The organism is Vibrio sp. 10N.261.51.F12, from assembly GCF_041471725.1.
Lineage (GTDB): Bacteria > Pseudomonadota > Gammaproteobacteria > Enterobacterales > Vibrionaceae > Vibrio.
On sequence record NZ_JBFROV010000013.1, the window covers coordinates 1 to 16088 of the forward strand.

The 16088-nt window shown below is 47.9% G+C and carries 18 protein-coding genes; 11 read left to right on the forward strand and 7 right to left on the reverse strand.

Annotation, left to right across the window (positions count from 1 at the left end; translation table 11 throughout):
• Positions 1 to 290 precede the first annotated feature (290 nt).
• From lafA to AB4405_RS06995, 11 genes are all read left to right on the forward strand, one after another.
• The gene (gene lafA, locus AB4405_RS06945) at positions 291 to 1157 is read left to right on the forward strand and encodes a lateral flagellin LafA (protein ID WP_372060205.1); all 867 of its coding nucleotides are present in this window, start codon (positions 291 to 293) and stop codon (positions 1155 to 1157) included.
• Between the two features lie 421 nt (positions 1158 to 1578).
• Complete coding sequence (gene fliD / locus AB4405_RS06950; RefSeq protein ID WP_102470897.1) at positions 1579 to 2916, forward strand: flagellar filament capping protein FliD; 1338 nt, start codon at positions 1579 to 1581, stop codon at positions 2914 to 2916.
• A gap of 18 nt (positions 2917 to 2934) precedes the next feature.
• Positions 2935 to 3321: a flagellar export chaperone FliS gene (gene fliS / locus AB4405_RS06955; protein ID WP_102470896.1), complete on the forward strand. Its 387-nt coding sequence runs from the start codon at positions 2935 to 2937 to the stop codon at positions 3319 to 3321.
• The gene (locus tag AB4405_RS06960) at positions 3305 to 3628 is read left to right on the forward strand and encodes a LafD (RefSeq protein WP_102470895.1); all 324 of its coding nucleotides are present in this window, start codon (positions 3305 to 3307) and stop codon (positions 3626 to 3628) included. The genes fliS and AB4405_RS06960 overlap by 17 nt, the downstream gene beginning before the upstream one ends.
• A 2-nt stretch (positions 3629 to 3630) precedes the next feature.
• Complete coding sequence (locus tag AB4405_RS06965; protein WP_372060206.1) at positions 3631 to 4701, forward strand: flagellar hook-length control protein FliK; 1071 nt, start codon at positions 3631 to 3633, stop codon at positions 4699 to 4701.
• Between the two features lie 22 nt (positions 4702 to 4723).
• A complete protein-coding gene (gene fliL, locus AB4405_RS06970; protein ID WP_372060207.1) occupies positions 4724 to 5200 on the forward strand; it encodes a flagellar basal body-associated protein FliL in 477 nt (158 codons plus the stop codon).
• Positions 5201 to 5208: 8 nt separating this feature from the next.
• Positions 5209 to 5937 (forward strand): FliA/WhiG family RNA polymerase sigma factor, encoded by a 729-nt coding sequence (locus AB4405_RS06975; protein WP_372060208.1) that lies wholly within the window; start codon positions 5209 to 5211, stop codon positions 5935 to 5937.
• A gap of 9 nt (positions 5938 to 5946) precedes the next feature.
• Complete coding sequence (gene motA / locus AB4405_RS06980) at positions 5947 to 6804, forward strand: flagellar motor stator protein MotA (RefSeq protein WP_102470892.1); 858 nt, start codon at positions 5947 to 5949, stop codon at positions 6802 to 6804.
• The gene (locus AB4405_RS06985) at positions 6804 to 7793 is read left to right on the forward strand and encodes a flagellar motor protein MotB (protein WP_102470891.1); all 990 of its coding nucleotides are present in this window, start codon (positions 6804 to 6806) and stop codon (positions 7791 to 7793) included. Before motA ends, AB4405_RS06985 begins: the two co-directional genes overlap by 1 nt.
• A gap of 174 nt (positions 7794 to 7967) precedes the next feature.
• On the forward strand, positions 7968 to 8261 hold the full coding sequence (locus AB4405_RS06990) for a hypothetical protein (protein WP_372060209.1): 294 nt from the start codon (positions 7968 to 7970) through the stop codon (positions 8259 to 8261).
• Positions 8262 to 8554: 293 nt separating this feature from the next.
• Positions 8555 to 9595 carry a polysaccharide lyase family 7 protein gene (locus AB4405_RS06995; protein ID WP_102470889.1) on the forward strand — a complete coding sequence of 347 codons (1041 nt, stop codon included), beginning with the start codon at positions 8555 to 8557 and terminating at the stop codon, positions 9593 to 9595.
• A gap of 135 nt (positions 9596 to 9730) precedes the next feature.
• On the opposite strand, the gene aroQ is transcribed toward AB4405_RS06995, so the two are convergent.
• The 7 genes from aroQ to flgH all read right to left on the reverse strand — a co-directional run bounded on the left by aroQ (position 9731) and on the right by flgH (position 16084).
• On the reverse strand, positions 9731 to 10267 hold the full coding sequence (gene aroQ, locus AB4405_RS07000) for a gamma subclass chorismate mutase AroQ (RefSeq protein ID WP_372060210.1): 537 nt from the start codon (positions 10265 to 10267) through the stop codon (positions 9731 to 9733).
• Positions 10268 to 10377: 110 nt separating this feature from the next.
• A complete protein-coding gene (locus AB4405_RS07005; RefSeq protein ID WP_372060211.1) occupies positions 10378 to 11424 on the reverse strand; it encodes a flagellin in 1047 nt (348 codons plus the stop codon).
• A 30-nt stretch (positions 11425 to 11454) separates the two neighbouring features.
• Positions 11455 to 12354, reverse strand: coding sequence for a flagellar hook-associated protein FlgL (gene flgL / locus AB4405_RS07010; RefSeq protein ID WP_102470887.1), 900 nt, complete (start codon positions 12352 to 12354; stop codon positions 11455 to 11457).
• A gap of 9 nt (positions 12355 to 12363) precedes the next feature.
• Entirely contained in the window at positions 12364 to 13737 is a 1374-nt protein-coding gene (flgK, locus tag AB4405_RS07015; RefSeq protein ID WP_372060212.1) for a flagellar hook-associated protein FlgK, read from the reverse strand.
• Entirely contained in the window at positions 13734 to 14279 is a 546-nt protein-coding gene (locus tag AB4405_RS07020) for a rod-binding protein (protein ID WP_372060213.1), read from the reverse strand. The genes flgK and AB4405_RS07020 overlap by 4 nt, the downstream gene beginning before the upstream one ends.
• 9 nt (positions 14280 to 14288) lie before the next feature.
• A complete protein-coding gene (locus tag AB4405_RS07025; protein ID WP_372060214.1) occupies positions 14289 to 15410 on the reverse strand; it encodes a flagellar basal body P-ring protein FlgI in 1122 nt (373 codons plus the stop codon).
• Positions 15410 to 16084, reverse strand: a complete 675-nt coding sequence (gene flgH, locus AB4405_RS07030) for a flagellar basal body L-ring protein FlgH (RefSeq protein WP_372060215.1) — start codon at positions 16082 to 16084, stop codon at positions 15410 to 15412. Before flgH ends, AB4405_RS07025 begins: the two co-directional genes overlap by 1 nt.
• Positions 16085 to 16088: the final 4 nt, after the last annotated feature.

The window sequence follows — 16088 nt, forward strand, 5'->3', positions numbered from 1 at the left end:
TCTAGGGTCTAGGGTCTAGGAGATAATGTGGGGTAATCTATTTTCATCAAAAAAAAATGCTATCCCCAGGTTCCACCCTCTACCTCCTAGGCCCTAGGAACTAGGAACCGCTCTTCTCCATTCCTCCCATTTTTACCCTCCCCCTTGAACCAACCTCACACATTTCCGCCCTATTTCAACAATTTGGCTATTTTTTTCACTTTCGAGTTAATCCTAGAAATTATCTGACCGCCTCTTGTTAGTGAGCGGGGCGAACGTCCCAAATTGATAGTGATTCAAGGAGAACGACAATGGCTTTATCAATGCACACGAACTACGCGTCGCTAGTGACACAAAATACGCTAAACAACACCAGTGGCCTGCTTAACACCGCAATGGAACGTTTAAGCACTGGTTACCGCATCAACTCAGCCGCCGACGATGCCGCAGGTTTGCAAATTTCAACCCGTCTAGAATCACAAACCCGTGGCATGAATGTCGCCATGCGCAATGCGCAAGATGGCATCTCGATGATGCAAACGGCCGAAGGCTCAATGGATGAAATGACGAACATCGTGTATCGCATGAATGACCTTGCAACACAGGCATCAAATGACACGTCTTCGACCGCTGATAAAACGGCGCTAAATAAAGAATTCCAACAGCTCAATGAAGAGCTTGTCAACATCATGGATTCAACCAACTTTGGTGGCCAAAAATTATTCAACACAACTGGATTTGCTGCTGGTGCAGTGAATTTACAAATTGGTACTAACGCCGGCGAGCAACTTGCTGTCGATGTTTCAACTGAGATCACCGCTCTGAACGGTTCGATAGGCGCAGCGGGTGCTTTCGCTCTCGGCGATATTTCAACGGCTGCTGGCGCTCAAACTGCATTGACGACATTGACTGGTGCGAGCGGTGATGCTGGTGTTCTTGCTGATGTCGGCACCACTCGTTCTAGCTTTGGTGCCAACATTAACCGCCTAGAGCACACCATTGCTAACCTAGGCAACATGGTTGAGAACACCTCTGCTGCGAAAGGTCGTATCACTGATGCTGACTTCGCGGTTGAATCTTCAAACATGACGAAGAACCAGATGCTGATGCAAGCGGGCACAACGGTTCTTTCGCAAACAAACCAAATGCCTAGCATGGCGATGTCGCTACTGCGATAGCGCCACCCTATCCCTGATAACGGGTGTGATGACGTCCAACCTAGTACACCCGTTATCTTGGATTCGAAGAGCCTTCCTTTATCAGCTCTTCATCCGTCCTTTACCTCCCTCGGGAGGTTTTTTGTTTTCTCTATCGCAGCACGATTCGGAACCCAGATCTCACATTCCAACCATGAGTATTACCTACGGTTAATACCTTGAGGATTTGTGTCGCCTTCCTCTTCTAACACCAATGCCATGACTTGACTGGCAAGCGGAACATCAATGATGGAAACGTGCCTTCCGCCATTCAAATCAAACACATTTAAATAATTGTTTTTAAACGAATTAAATCATGGCACACATCTTGATTTAATCACTATTCACCCTCTGCGCTGTTCACGACATTAGCCATACAGCCAGCTTGATTAGGAGCACTCTAATGAGTTCGTTAGACCCCATCACTATGGCCACCCAGCTTGCCACTTACGACGTACAACCATTTCAACGTCGTTACCAGATGCAAGCCGACAGTTATCAAAGTCAGATGACCGCTTTAGGGAAAGTAGAATCGGCACTGCGCGAATTCAGAACGGCCGTCAATGCGATGAACAGCAGCGATTCTAATGTCATTAAAAATAGCGCCACTGTCTCTGAAGAAGGTTTCTTTGGTGCGAAAGTCGACGCCAAGGCACTGGCTGGAAGCTATCAGATTTTTGTCGAACAAGTCGCGACGGCGCATCAACTTTCAACCGGTATGCCCACAGACCTTGATGCCACCACCGAGGTGCCCATCACAGGCACACTGGACTTTACCGTGGATGGTGAGAGCCTTTCCCTGGATTTAGCGACGCTAGACAGCGACGGCGATGGAAAAGCGACCATGGCGGATTTGGTATCGGCGATCAACAACGACCCTGATAATCCCGGCGTGAATGCCACCTTAGTGCGCTCCAACGGTCAGACACATTTCATGCTATCGAGCACGGAAACAGGCGTCGCAAACACGATCAATGTTTCAGCCTCTGGAACAGGCGCAACCTGGTTTGAGGACGCCTTCAGCAACACCAACGATATCAGTGCCCCACAAGATGCTGTGATTTGGCTTGGAGCAGAAGGAACCGGGCTCAAGCTACAAAACAGCAGCAATACGTTCACTGGCGTAATAGATGGCGTTGATCTCACCGTAAGTAAGGCTCAAGTTTCTGGCGAGGCACCTCTCACCCTCGATATTGGCGCGGATACTGAGGCCACCAAAGAGCAAGTCACTCAGTTTATTGACGCTTATAACGCACTAATGTCGACCATCGATGAGCACACGGGTATCGGCGGTGAAGATACATCACGCGGTGTATTAGCCAGTGACCCTACCCTTCGTTCGATTGAGAGCCAACTGACCAGTTTAGTTCGTGGCGAATATGAGGGCATGCGCCTAAGCCAAGTGGGTATAGAGATAGATCGCAGCGGCACCATGACACTCGATACCAGCAAATTTGAAGAGGCTCAAAACAATAACAGTGCCGCGCTAGAGGCTATGTTCAATGGCGACGGCAACCTTCTAGATTCTATCGATACCATGGCAAACCCCTTCTTAAAATCAACGTCAGGGTTGTTTAAAAGCCGTAAAGACACCTTACAACAAAATATTTCACGCATCGACGATAAGCAGGCCACCTTAGATCGAAAATATGACATGTCGTACAACCGCTATCTCAAACAATTTACCCAAATGAATACCTTAATGACCCAGATGAATCAAACCATGGGCATGTTTGGTTAACCCAAGGAGACAATACAAATGCTAATGGACTCAGGCTACGACTCTTACCAGCAGGTTGATTTAAACGCTCAAGCTGCCGCTGCCAGCCCTCACCAGCTCGTAGTGATGCTCATTGATGGACTCCTCGATGAAGTCGAACGTGTGCGCGGCCATATTAATGCAGGACGGCTGGCCGAAAAAGGCGATGGCATCAGTAAAAGCATGAACATTCTAGTCGGTCTCGACAGTGCATTAGATCTCGATGCTGGCGGCGACATTGCTCAGAACCTCCACCAGCTTTATGACTTTTGTCAGGTTGAACTGTATCACGCCAGTGTGAATAACGACGTCGAGAAGCTAGCGAGCGTTGAGCGCATCATGGGCACTATCAAAGAAGGGTGGTTGAATTTTGGCAAACACGCATAAGGTGTCCCCTGAGCGATTTCGACACCTAAGTCAACTCATTGAAATCGCAACAAAAACAGAAGACTGGCCGACCCTAAAACGCTACGACTTACAGCTTAGGGAGCTTTTGGTTACCCATGATCCTTTTACTCTAGGTGCCCAACAAGACCCACGGTTAACCGCTGAAATTGAACGGGCAAAACAAGCACACCTACAGGCGTTTATGGCGTTATCTCAGGCCACTGACACCCTAAAAACGCAACTCGGTATGGCCGATGAGCAAAAAGAACGTGCCCAAGCGTATCAGCTGGCTATGACTCTGGAGTAATCATGCTAAATTCACCGTCGGCGACCCAAAGCGCCACTGCGCCAAATACCACCAGCCATCATCGCGATGATGGTAATTCCTCGAGCGCGCGGGCAATTGCCCCCTCAACACAAAACCCGATGACATCAGGCCGACCGTCATCGTTCAAGGCATTAGTGAGTGATTCAAAATCAGAATCGTCCTTAACTGAGCACGACGATGAGAACCTTGAAACCTCTACTGGGTCACCGCAACTCATCGGGGCCTTGCTGCTTCACCCTCAAATTAAGGGTGAGTTTGGGCTTGATGACGCTCACCCCTCCCTCGAATTCAACACACGCCTCAACTCTAAGAATATCAACACGCCTCAACAGCTCTCACATTCCAACGAGGCGCTGACAGGGCAGCGAACCACGAGTTCAATGCCCTCTGATTTTGCTTATCGCTCTGATCGACAAAGTGTTATCACTGCACTCAACCAACACGCACGCCTCTCCAGTCATTCACTGTCTGGCGATCTTCAATCGACCACTCAGTCTGTGTTAGGTGGGCTATCGAATACTACGCAGTCCAACCCTCTATTAAACCCTAATAATCTGTCTCTGGCAGCCGCCAACGGCAACGCCGAAAACGTGAGTGCCCACTCAACTGCACAATGGGCCAATGTTCGTGTCGATACCCAAGCAGGGAAGTGGGGCGAACAAATGCTGCAAGTGCTCAATGATCGCGTCACCTTACAAGCGCAGCAGAATCTACAAGAGGCACGAATTCGATTGGATCCACCCGATTTAGGCAAGCTTGACCTGACGGTGCGGGTTGAGGGTGACCGTCTCAGTGTACAAATTAATGCCAATGCCACCGCGACACGAGAAGCGCTCATGCAAGTCTCGGATCGACTGCGTCACGAGCTACAAAATCAAAACTTCCTACAAGTTGACGTTCAAGTGGGGTCCGGAGACAGCCACACGGCCTCATCACAATCGCAACAAGCGGAGGATGAAAAGCGTGTGTTTACTGCACGGGAGACCGTCGACGACTCAACAAAAAATCCGTCTCACTCCGCCGCCGAGCGTTGGCTCAATATTCATGCCTAGTGCATTCATAAGGAAATAGGTTATGACCAAACAACACATTATTGCGCTTTTTATTACCATGATTATCAGCAGTGTCGTTATATCGGCAGCGACTGTTGTGGGGACAACGTGGTACATGAAGCAAGCCAATCACCATAATTCCTGGCTGTCAGAGTTACTGGCCGATCAGCCCCAAAGCCAACTATCACCAAGCTTTCAATCATTAGAGAAATTAGTGCTTAGCGTAAGGGGCAAAAAGCAAACCCATTTTGTCATGCTTGAATTAGCGATCGAGACTCGTCGCCCTGATCGCATGGAGAACATCAATGACTATATGCCCGTAGTACGTAATGCCATGCTCAACCTGTTCAGCCAGAAAACCTATGAAGACCTGCACGGTGCCAATGCCTTGGTGCAACTTCAAGACGAGGTCAAGGTCACCGTACTCGGCGCGTTTGAGAAAACCGATTTAGTCCACGATATTGATGACGTACTGCTCACTAAATATGTCGTGCAGTAGGAGCCCTTATGCTGGATATGAATCACAGGGACAGTTACGGCATTGAAGAAGAGATTCAGTCTCCCTCACTGCCCATTGATGAGCACCGCTTACTCAGCCAACATCAAATTTTGGTGAAACGAATCGTGAATCAACTACGCCACCATGCGACGACCCATTGCAGCGTTGAAGATATGCAGCAGATCGGACTGATTGGTTTACTCGAAGCTGGGCGGCGTTATGGTGATATTGATGATAGTCACTTTGCAGCGTTTGCTGTGTGTCGAATTCGTGGTTCGATATTGGACGAATTGCGCCGTTTAGATTGGCGCTCTCGTAAGACTCGTCAACAAGCCCACGAGCTCAACGACATCACTCGTGACCTCACTAAAGCTTTAGGTCGCCTACCTACCGATAAAGAAATCATACAGGCGCTGGGTACCGACCAAGCTGACTATTTATCACGGCTCAATGCCTCCATGGCAGGTGAGATGCAAAGCCTCGACCAACTCATTGATAGCGGTCTTGAAAGCCATGCTCATAGCACCTATGACGCAACCCAACATGAGCATACTCGTCGTAGTCTCGAGGTCGCATTAGGCCAACTTGCTAAGCGAGAGCAACTGCTCATGACCCTATTTTATCAGCATGATATGAACCTACACGAAATCGCGCTGGTGCTGGACTTAACCCCTCCTCGTATCTGTCAGCTTCACAAGCAAGCTCTCAAACAACTCAATCAATTGTTATCTTCTTAGGAGTCACCTATGCAAAAATTTATGGGCGTGCTGATCATATTAGTGTGTGTGTTCGGTGGTTACGTTTGGGCCGGTGGAAACCTGATGGCGATATGGCAACCTGCTGAATTTCTTATCATCATTGGGGCGACCGTAGGGTCATTGATTGTTGGTAACCCACCGCAAGTCCTCAAAGAAATGCGCAGTCAACTACGCAGTATTGTCGCCCCTCAAAAACAAGAACAAGCATTTTATATGGAGCTTATGGCACTGCTGCAGGTCTTACTCGAGACCGTACGAAGTGGCGGATTCAAAGCCCTTGATAAGCACATTGAAAATCCAGAACAAAGCCCGATATTCAGCCGATATCCATTAGTAAACCGTGATTATCGTTTAGTTTCTTTCATTACCGACAATTTGCGTTTAATGGCAATGGGACAAATGTCGCCTCATGAATTAGAAGGACTACTAGAGCAAGAAATAGAAGCCATTGAGACCGATCTGTTACTGCCATCTCGGTCGATGCAACGCACAGCGGAGGCTCTTCCTGGGTTTGGCATTTTAGCGGCCGTGGGTGGCATCATTATTACCATGCAAGCTATTGATGGATCGATAGCCCTGATTGGTTATCACATTGCAGCGGCTCTAGTAGGCACATTTTTAGGTATTTTTGGTTGTTATTGCTGCTTAGATCCAGCCAGTAATGCCATGGCCCAGCGCGTTAAACGAGACATGTCAGCCTTTGATTGCATTCGCGCCACCCTGGTCGCGTATGTTGCAAAGAAGCCAACATTGCTTGCCATCGATGCCGGGCGAAAACACATTCAGCTAGACATCAAACCCACTTTCAATCAAATGGAGAGGTGGCTAGCTGAACAGGAGGGATAATGCAAAAACAAGAGTACGTTGTCTTTAAGCGTTCTGGGCGTCGTCATGAGCACGAACATCATGGCGGGGCGTGGAAGGTGGCATTGGCTGACTTCATGATCGCCCTAATGGCCCTATTTCTGGTGTTATGGGTCATGCAAGTGGTCGATAAAGAAGAGCGTAAAGCCATCGTTGCCCATTTGAACATGGGCAGCGTCTTTGATAAAAGCACTGGCAACCTATTTGATACCTCACAAAGTATCTCACCCATTGATCTCGCGAGTGATTCTTCGGTGCCAAGTCAGCATGACTCTGTCCATACGGTCACGTCTTTTTACAACGGTAACGGCAACGGTCCAGAGACTGATTCACTGATTCAAGGCACCTTCGATACGCAAGAGCAACTGGTTTTGCTTGCTCAGGTCATCGAAAACATGACAAGACAGATCAGCGCAGAGGGCAACGTCGATATTATCGTAACCCCGCAAGGCCTGCGAATCGTCTTACAAGATGACTATAAACAAAGTATGTTTCTTCGTGGTGGCGCGACATTAACCCCATTTTTCGAAGACCTGCTACTAGCACTTGCCCCCATTTTTCACCAAGTTGAAAACCCTCTCATCATCAGCGGTCATACCGACGCCACATTGTATAAGAAAGCATTTGGTCGCCGTTCTAACTGGGATCTCTCTGCGTCACGCGCCAATAGAGCACGGCAGACCCTTGTCTCCGGTGGTATGCCCGAGCAGCGAGTACTACAGGTAACTGGGATGTCCGACCGAGCGCTGCTCAATGCCGATGAGCCGAAGTCTAGCGAGAATCGACGTATCGAGTTATTTGTCCTCACCACACCCGCAGCACACGTCATCAGTACCTTATTTGGTGAACAACCAAGCAGCGCATTGAACAAGGCACGACAACAAGCCCAATTCAATCAACCGGTATTAAGGCATGACACCATCGGGTATGCGATAGATAAAACGTCAACGACCACACCACAGCCCTTATAACACGGATGTAACCAACCAAGTTCTATGCTTGGGTAGAACGTCGAGCCAATACGTGGCGATGGTGGATTACGTACCAAGGTAGTACTCACCCTTTGATGGGTGAGATCTATGTATGACGAAGCGTCAATCGCGAGCAGTACATCGTAAATTGATGAGAGTGAATTAGAGCCTGTTATGAAGCAAAGTCCGACACACATTCCCGATTCTCCGCCAGACGCACTTAAAAAAGCGTTCCTTTGGTTGGTGGTGGTTGACTATGTTTTATTGGCTTTTTTTCTCAGTCAGCTTGCAACACTGACACTTAAAGGAGGGACGGCAATTAGCCTATTGTTGGTCGTGTACAATGTTTTACTGAGCTTTCTTTGCTTTAGAAGAACCCATCAACATGATGGCTATATCATTTACCCCACACTCTCCGCCACCTTACTGGCGTTTATCTGCTTTCTTTATTTTTTCTTTTTGGTGTGATTCTTCTAGACCCTCTAGCAAGAAACACCTGATCGCTCTCTCACAGACGCGACTTAAAATCATCACCATCCTCCATTTCTGTCTCAGTGACGTCCTATCAGAAAATGTGACAAAGAACAGCCAACAGCATCACTAATGTCGATTCCTATCCGCTATTTTTTCTCATTCTTTGAAGTCGGTTGAAAGCCAAAATTATAAAGTGTGAACTATCAACCACATCTTGTTTTTTACGCTTTGTTTCAAGTCGCGATTAATTATTATGTATGACAATAATACATACAAGGAATTACAAAATGAAACAAAGTCTTGTCCTCACCGGTTCATTGTTGCTGTCGGTTTCTGCCTTCGCAAACGTGGCGAACAATGGTGTGTCATACCCTGTCCCTGCCGATAACTTTGATATGCGAAATTGGAAGATCACGATTCCATCTGATATCAATGAAGATGGTCGAGTCGACGAGATCGAGGGCGTTGCGATGATGAGCTACTCTCACTCAGATTTTTTTCACCTAGATAAAGATGGCCACCTTGTCTTTGAGGTACAAAACAAGGCGATTACGACCAAAAACTCAAAAAATGCTCGCTCAGAGCTGCGTCAAATGGCGCGTGGTGCAGACTTCTCTATCGACACTCATGACAATCTAAACAACTGGGCGCTCTCCAGCCACCCTGACGCAAAAACGTTTAGTGCTGTTGGTGGCAAACTGGAAGCGACCCTAAAGGTCAACCACGTTTCTCTGCACGCCAAATACCCTGAAAAATACCCTGCGCACTCTGTTGTTGTAGGACAGATACACGCTGAAAAAGACAAAGCACAAATCAAAGCGAAATCAGGTTATGGCCACGGTAATGAACCGATTAAGATTTTCTACAAGAAATTTCCAGGTCATAAGATGGGCTCAGTATTTTGGAACTATGAGCGCAACCTAGAAAAGAACGATCCTGATCGCGCGGACATTGCTTACCCTGTATGGGGAAATACATGGGAAAACCCAGCGGAACCTGGCGATGCTGGTATCGCATTGGGAGAAGAGTTTAGCTATAGCATTGAAGTGAAGGGCACAATGATGCACCTGATTTTTGAAACGGCTAAACACGACACCGTAAAATATGACATCGACCTAAGCAAAGGCATCGACGACAAAGATTACCCAACTGGTTACGCAAAAGATGCGTTCTACTTTAAAGCCGGTGCTTATGGTCAGTGTAGTGTCCAAGAATCTCACCCTGTATGGGGTCCGGGCTGTGAAGGTACGGGTGACTTTACGACTGACAAAAAGAATGGCGACTACAACAGCGTGACATTCACCGCTTTAAAGCTCAACGGTAAATAAACAAATCCAACTATATCCTAGTTCAGTTTAACCATGATAAACGGCCCTTCGTTATACGCTATAGGTAGCGAAGGGCCTTATTAACAGTCATGGGCTCGTCGTAATCAGATCGTGATAGACACGACAGATTACCAATTACCTCAGTTGTATTTGGGTCAGCGAGCTAAACAACATTTCCTTGTCTGCATCCGTTAAGTAATCAGAGTCGAGCGTGGCTTTGAAGAGTGCGAAGTCACGATTAGACAACGTGCCACCTTCATGAAAATATTCCGCAATATCCGTATTAATGTTCTTACCAAGTCTCAATAAATCGGGGCGAACCACGGTGTTTAAGTCTCTTGGAGTACTTGTGACTGGCTGAGTCAACAAATCGGCTCTATACCTATATTGAATGGCTTTTGCCGCTGATGTTTGCGCCTTAAAAAAACCGACAACACTTTGTTTATCTAAGCCTTCTTTTTCAGCCGATAGACTCGCCTTTTCAATCACCACCGCTTCTCGATCTAGATCCTCTATCGCTTTACCATTATTGGCTTTATATAACGCAACGTCTTCCATGTAACTCAAGCGCAGGTGGATTGTTGAAAATAACTCATTAGGGGTTGGCGTCACAGCCGCAAAAGAATTAAAGGAAAGTAATGCGGCTGCAAATAAAATCGTCGGTTTAAACATAGGTTTCTCATCATCCATATTAAGAGCATTGATCATAATACCTACAAACAAATATTCAAGCCGTTGCTTAATGCTCTCTTGTCGAAGATGACAATATGCGCAGCAAATCTCTATTTCAACAACGCGACGACGGTGTGGCGGTGCACATTAGCTTGGGCATTCATGGCTTGATAGGTGTGAGAGAAGTCGCCGGATAACTGGTTCAGTTTCGTGACCGTCTGCTCAACTTGTGACTCAGTAGGAAGATTAGATTGGCGTTGAATACGTGACATCTGCGTACTCAATTGAGATTGGAACTGCTGGCTGTCTTGAAGGCTTATTTGTGCTTGTTGTAGGTGCTGATTCACGGTTGCTATGGATTGCTTAATCCCTTCACGACTTGCTAAATCAAAGCGCAGCTCGGCAATGCCATCTGGCTCAGCTTGTACAGTAAACGTATTGGCTTGTCCAGCAGGAAAGCGGTGGCCTTGTCCCGTGACTTTTACTTGTTGCTGCATGGCGACATAAGCCGACTCTTGCGCCTGAAATACGACCGTACCATCACGAGAAAGGCTGGCCCTCATGCCCATTGGAATCAAACTACGATCCAACTGTTTCACGGTGCGCTCGGCACTACTTTGCGAGTCTGTTTGTCCGTCAAACTGCATGATGACCGTGCCGTGCGCAGGGAAATCAAGACGCACTTGTTCACTACGATCACTTAAACGTCCGGCATTTAAGCCGGGTATTGAGAAATGTCGTACATCGGCGCTGTCTAGTTTGAGTTTCAGCTCATTATCCACAACACGTTTGTCATCAAAGCGTGCTCGATTAAGTGTGGTTTCAATGACACTTTTTGAACGAGATAAAGAAGCCGTCAGGGCATCAGAAACACCATGAGTCAGAGCCTGGGTGAGGTTGCGCTTCACTTGCGTCAGTTCTCGCCCGACGCCTTGCAACGCTTTACTAGCAATTTGTACCGACGTCGCCTGCTGTTGGCCTTGCGTAAGCAATACACCTGATAGCGAGTACGCCGACGTCATTGTCGTAGCAGGCGTGAGATAACGCTTAGACAGCGACGTCGTTGGTTCAGGGGTTTGAGACGGCGCAATACTTGCTGTTTCTTGACCACCTAACTTAATACTATGTGGCCTAACTTCCACCGTACTTACCGCCATAACACTTCCCTAGTTAACGCATGGAGCGCCTTAAATTCGGTCGAATAACGACAGATCATTGATTTTGACGTAGCTAGCTTGCGTAGCTTGCAATGCCGCCATGTAATTGCTTAGACGCACCGATGCTTCCCCGTAATCCAATGCTGAGATGTCACTGGTGACCTTATCGACAAACAGCTTATTTTCGCTGTGTGCCCCCGCCAGTAGATCAAGGTTATTGTGTCGACCACCGATCTCAGTCATCGCCCCTAATACGTTTGCCAAGCTATCATCTATGGCGGCAATACTGGCATCAACTTCGGCTCTAAAATTTGGGCTCGGGTTCTTAAATTCAACAATCAAATCATCAATTTGATTCAGTACATTACTGCCACCGCCTAAATCCAGAATGTCTTTTGCGGTCATGTTCGACGTCATGGTCACGCCTTTTGCGACAGTCACAACACGCTTATCGCTATTACCATCAATCGTGTATCCAGCGCCAGTATTCGACAACGCCGCGGTATCCGTTTTGGTGCCAGAAAAGAGAAAATGCCCTTCTTCATCCTGAGCGTTGAACGAGGATTCTACCGAATCTCTCAGGCTCTCTAACTCAGTAATCATGCCAGCACGATCCTCATCCGTCAGTGTCCCATTCGAACCCCACAACACGAGTTCCCTCATGCTTTGCAGGCTCTCTGTTACCGAATCAAGCTGGATCTCTTGACTCGATAATATGGTTTTGACGTTATCAATATTGCGATGGTACTGATTGATTGCACTGCCTTCTCGCTCTAGATTCAACAACTGAATCGAAGCCATTGGATCGTCGGATAATTTTGTTAAACGATCACCGGTGGCCATTTGCTCTAATACCTTGCCAAGACCCGCGTTGTTCTGCTGTAGGCTTTGCAACATCATTTGGCTAAATTGAGTATCACTGATTCTCATGCGCGCTCCTTAAAACAGCTGCAACACCGAATCAAACAATTGATTCGCAGTGCTGATCACTTTCATATTGGCATTATGGGCATTAGCAAACGTCATCAGGTTTGCGGCTTCTTCATCACTGTTAACGGCGCTGACATTATCGCGAGCGGCAATCGCTTGCTCATTCATCGCATTTTTTGCCTGATAATCCGACTCGGCTTGTCGTGACTTGATCGCCGTCTCTCCGGTCATGGCGGTAAAGGCATCGTTTAACGACAACGAGCCAAACCCGGAGACCGCAACTGGTTTATTGCTGATCGCAATCAAGTCGGTCAGGTTGTCGCTGTTACCAGGGGTGCCATCGCTAGACAATGCCAGTTCATTGGCAGTAAGCGGATTGATCGCAATACTAGAGGCTGGATTGGCAGGGTCATACGTAAACAGCGCCGCCCCGGCGTTACCATTGAGATCAAGGCCAGCCGCAAGCGTTGCATTAAATTCATTAGCAAGGTGCATCGCCATGTCATCTAAGGCGTCTTGATTTGGCTTTAACACCTCGGTTTGATAGTCGTTCAACGCACCAATCTTTCCGCCGATATCACCATTGGTTGCAAAGGTTTGCTGAGCAAATTCAATATGCAGTTCTGCTAAATAAGGGTCACTCGCATCGGGAATGGCTTTTATCTTACCTGCATCCCCTCCCAACACTAATGGCTGCCCAGAGGCAAGTGAGATTTGCACACTACCATCTGGCTGATTCGTCGTTTTGACTTCCATAATTTTAGATAGTGAACCAATTAGGTGATCGCGAGTATCGAGGAGCTGCGCCGCATTGCCTCCCGTCCCCGTGGTTTCAACTATCTGTTTATTCACTTCGGCAATATTTGCCATCACGCTATTGGCATGGGCGATGGCGGTATTTCTTTGGTCGTGCGTGTCTTTATGCTGGCCATGAAGCGATTGAGTCAGGGTATTAAAACGAAGCGCGAGAGCTTCTGATTCATTGATAATTTGCTGACGAAGCGGCGTTGACTCAGGCTTGGACGTCGCATCATTAAGGGAGGCAAACAAAGAATCGAGCCCCATATTAAGACTAAAACCATCGGCGCCGAGCATGTTTTCAAGCTGAGCCATACTGCTCATATAACTCGATGCATAATTGGCTGAGCTATTCGTCGACCACGTTTGAGACACCAAGTATTGATCCGTCACTCGGCGAATCCCCGTCACTTCCACGCCCATTCCTGGGCTGCGGGAATCGTACTTGCCACCAGATATCGAAGCCATTAATGCTTGCTGCCGGCTGTACCCTTCGGTGTTGATGTTAGCCACATTTTGCGCCGTCACATCCAATGCAACGCGGTTGGCATTCATACCTGATAGCGCAATATTAACGAGATTCATAATAGATCACGCTCCGTTGTTCTTAGAAGAGGCTGAGAGAAAGCCATCGTAGTGGCAGACTCTTGCGGTGATTGAAGAGTCAAGGCGACTTGTGAGGGGAAAGCGTTAACATCATGGACTGAATTCTTTACTGCGATAAGTTCAGGCTGTGAACTCGCTTCCAAATCATTGGCGGAGGCTAATGACAACGCACTGTTAGCCTCAAACTGCACCTCTGAATGGGAAGGGCTCAGCTGTTTAACCAACATATCGGCAATGCCTGAGTTTTGCTTTTTGGCGAGCTCTATCGCCAACTGGCCATCATGCATATCACGAAATACCCCTTGCTGCTGGGATGAAAACGGACTGTCTTCATCGGCCAATACATCGCTGCTACTGCGCATTTGTCTGAGCACCATTTGCAAAAACATCGCCTCAAACTGACCAGCGACTTCTTTAAGTGCCGCAGGTGAGTCCTGACTATGTTTAATATTGGTGAGGGCAGCATTGTCGTGGTACAGAACCTGTGTATTAATGCTCGAGTTTGTCGTCTCAATTTTCATGCTACTCTCCTAAATCACGACGAGTTCGGCGTTTAAGGCACCGGCTTCATGCAGCGCCTGCAAAATAGACATGAGGTCAGTCGGTGTCGCCCCCAAACTGTTCACCGCATTAACAATCGTGTTGAGCTCTGTACCCGCGGGCCAGATGACCATCTGAGCTTGATCTTCTTGGATATCAACCTTGGATTGATCGACCACCACCGTATCACCGTCAGCAAAGGCATTGGGCTGGCTAACACGCTGTGATTCAGAAATGGTTACCGTTAGATTGCCATGACTCACTGCGGCTTCGGTGACCTTGACATTTTTCCCTACCACCACCGTCCCAGTTCGAGAATTGAACACGATTCGGGCTGGCTTCCGCCCCTCAATCACACTCATTTCTTCCAACATTGACATCATGGTGACGCGTTGCTGGGTATCTTTAGGGGCTCGCATATCGACTCGAGCCTTATTGACGGCAATTGCCACATCAGGACCAAATGTGGCATTGATCTCACGTGCGATATTCTTTGAGGTCGTAAAACTGGCTTTGCGTAGATGCAGCGTGATCTGATCGCGGCTATTAAAATCAGAAGGGATTTCACGCTCCAAAATCGCTCCATTTGGAATACGCCCAGAGGTGGGTGTATTGACGGCAATTTTAGAGCCACTTCGCCCCTCAGCCGACACACCGCCCACCACCATATTACCTTGTGCAACGGCATATACGTCGCCGTCCACTCCGCGTAACGGGGTAAGCAAAAGCGTGCCTCCTCGTAGGCTTTTCGCATCACCAATCGATGACACGACGATGTCTAAGGCCTGACCAGGCCCCGCCATCGGGTCAACCATAGCCGTCACACTGACGGAGGCTACATTTCGAAGTTTCGGATTGGCCGCATCATCAATCTGTACACCAAATTGACGCAGCATATTCATGATGGACTGAGCGGTAAATTTCACCTGATTACGATCGCCCTGGCCATCCAAGCCCACGACTAAGCCGTATCCCACCAATTGGTTATTCCTGATGCCTTGAACATCCACCAGGTCCATAATCGGAATCGGTGTTTCTGCTCGCGATGTGGTGATCATGCCAAGTATCAGTACCAAAAATAGCGTAGTACACGTTATCTGTTGTCGATTCATTAAAAAGGTATCCACGGGCTGGTAAAGAACTGCGTTAACCACCCTGCTGAGTTACTGTCAGCCAATGCGCCACGCCCTGAGTAAGTGATGCGGGCATCACCAATACGATGAGAAAAAACCTGGTTGTAACGGTCGACATCATCGACACGCACAATCCCTGTCACACGAATAAATTCATCCCCTTGATTAAGACGAATCCATTTTTCACCACTGATGCGTAACACGCCATTTGGCAACACATCATGCACCGTTACCGTAATGGCGCCTTCCAAGCTATTGCCCTGTGAACTGGCAGCAGAGCCATCAAAATCACGGTCTCCACTTAAACCCACCGCGGTTTCATCGTATGTCTTTCCACCGATGCTGGCCGCACCAAAGTTGACACTCGATGACTTACCAAACTTAGTGTCTGCCTTTTTGCTGGATTGGGTTTCTTCGGCAAGTAGAATCGTCAGCATGTCGCCCACTCGATACGCACGGCGATCCTGAAACAATGTCAGGTTATAGCGGTGTCGATACAAACTGCCACCCGCCGCTTCCGGCAAATCATAATTGAGCACCGGAGGGGCGTACTTTTGCTCATCCGGTTCAGGCGGTACGAACTCTGGACGGATCGAGCACCCGGAAATACCAAGAAGTAGTATTGCTGTGATAAAAAGTGAACGCCATGTCATGTCA

Bases quoted from the DNA above. Each gene is read 5' to 3' on its own strand.
- lafA (WP_372060205.1), top strand. From the start codon at position 291: ATGGCTTTATCAATGCACACGAACTACGCGTCGCTAGTGACACAAAAT.
- fliD (WP_102470897.1), top strand. From the start codon at position 1,579: ATGAGTTCGTTAGACCCCATCACTATGGCCACCCAGCTTGCCACTTAC.
- fliS (WP_102470896.1), top strand. From the start codon at position 2,935: ATGCTAATGGACTCAGGCTACGACTCTTACCAGCAGGTTGATTTAAAC.
- AB4405_RS06965 (WP_372060206.1), top strand. From the start codon at position 3,631: ATGCTAAATTCACCGTCGGCGACCCAAAGCGCCACTGCGCCAAATACC.
- fliL (WP_372060207.1), top strand. From the start codon at position 4,724: ATGACCAAACAACACATTATTGCGCTTTTTATTACCATGATTATCAGC.
- AB4405_RS06975 (WP_372060208.1), top strand. From the start codon at position 5,209: ATGCTGGATATGAATCACAGGGACAGTTACGGCATTGAAGAAGAGATT.
- motA (WP_102470892.1), top strand. From the start codon at position 5,947: ATGCAAAAATTTATGGGCGTGCTGATCATATTAGTGTGTGTGTTCGGT.
- AB4405_RS06985 (WP_102470891.1), top strand. From the start codon at position 6,804: ATGCAAAAACAAGAGTACGTTGTCTTTAAGCGTTCTGGGCGTCGTCAT.
- AB4405_RS06990 (WP_372060209.1), top strand. From the start codon at position 7,968: ATGAAGCAAAGTCCGACACACATTCCCGATTCTCCGCCAGACGCACTT.
- AB4405_RS06995 (WP_102470889.1), top strand. From the start codon at position 8,555: ATGAAACAAAGTCTTGTCCTCACCGGTTCATTGTTGCTGTCGGTTTCT.
- aroQ (WP_372060210.1), bottom strand. From the start codon at position 10,267: ATGTTTAAACCGACGATTTTATTTGCAGCCGCATTACTTTCCTTTAAT.
- AB4405_RS07005 (WP_372060211.1), bottom strand. From the start codon at position 11,424: ATGGCGGTAAGTACGGTGGAAGTTAGGCCACATAGTATTAAGTTAGGT.
- flgL (WP_102470887.1), bottom strand. From the start codon at position 12,354: ATGAGAATCAGTGATACTCAATTTAGCCAAATGATGTTGCAAAGCCTA.
- flgK (WP_372060212.1), bottom strand. From the start codon at position 13,737: ATGAATCTCGTTAATATTGCGCTATCAGGTATGAATGCCAACCGCGTT.
- AB4405_RS07020 (WP_372060213.1), bottom strand. From the start codon at position 14,279: ATGAAAATTGAGACGACAAACTCGAGCATTAATACACAGGTTCTGTAC.
- AB4405_RS07025 (WP_372060214.1), bottom strand. From the start codon at position 15,410: ATGAATCGACAACAGATAACGTGTACTACGCTATTTTTGGTACTGATA.
- flgH (WP_372060215.1), bottom strand. From the start codon at position 16,084: ATGACATGGCGTTCACTTTTTATCACAGCAATACTACTTCTTGGTATT.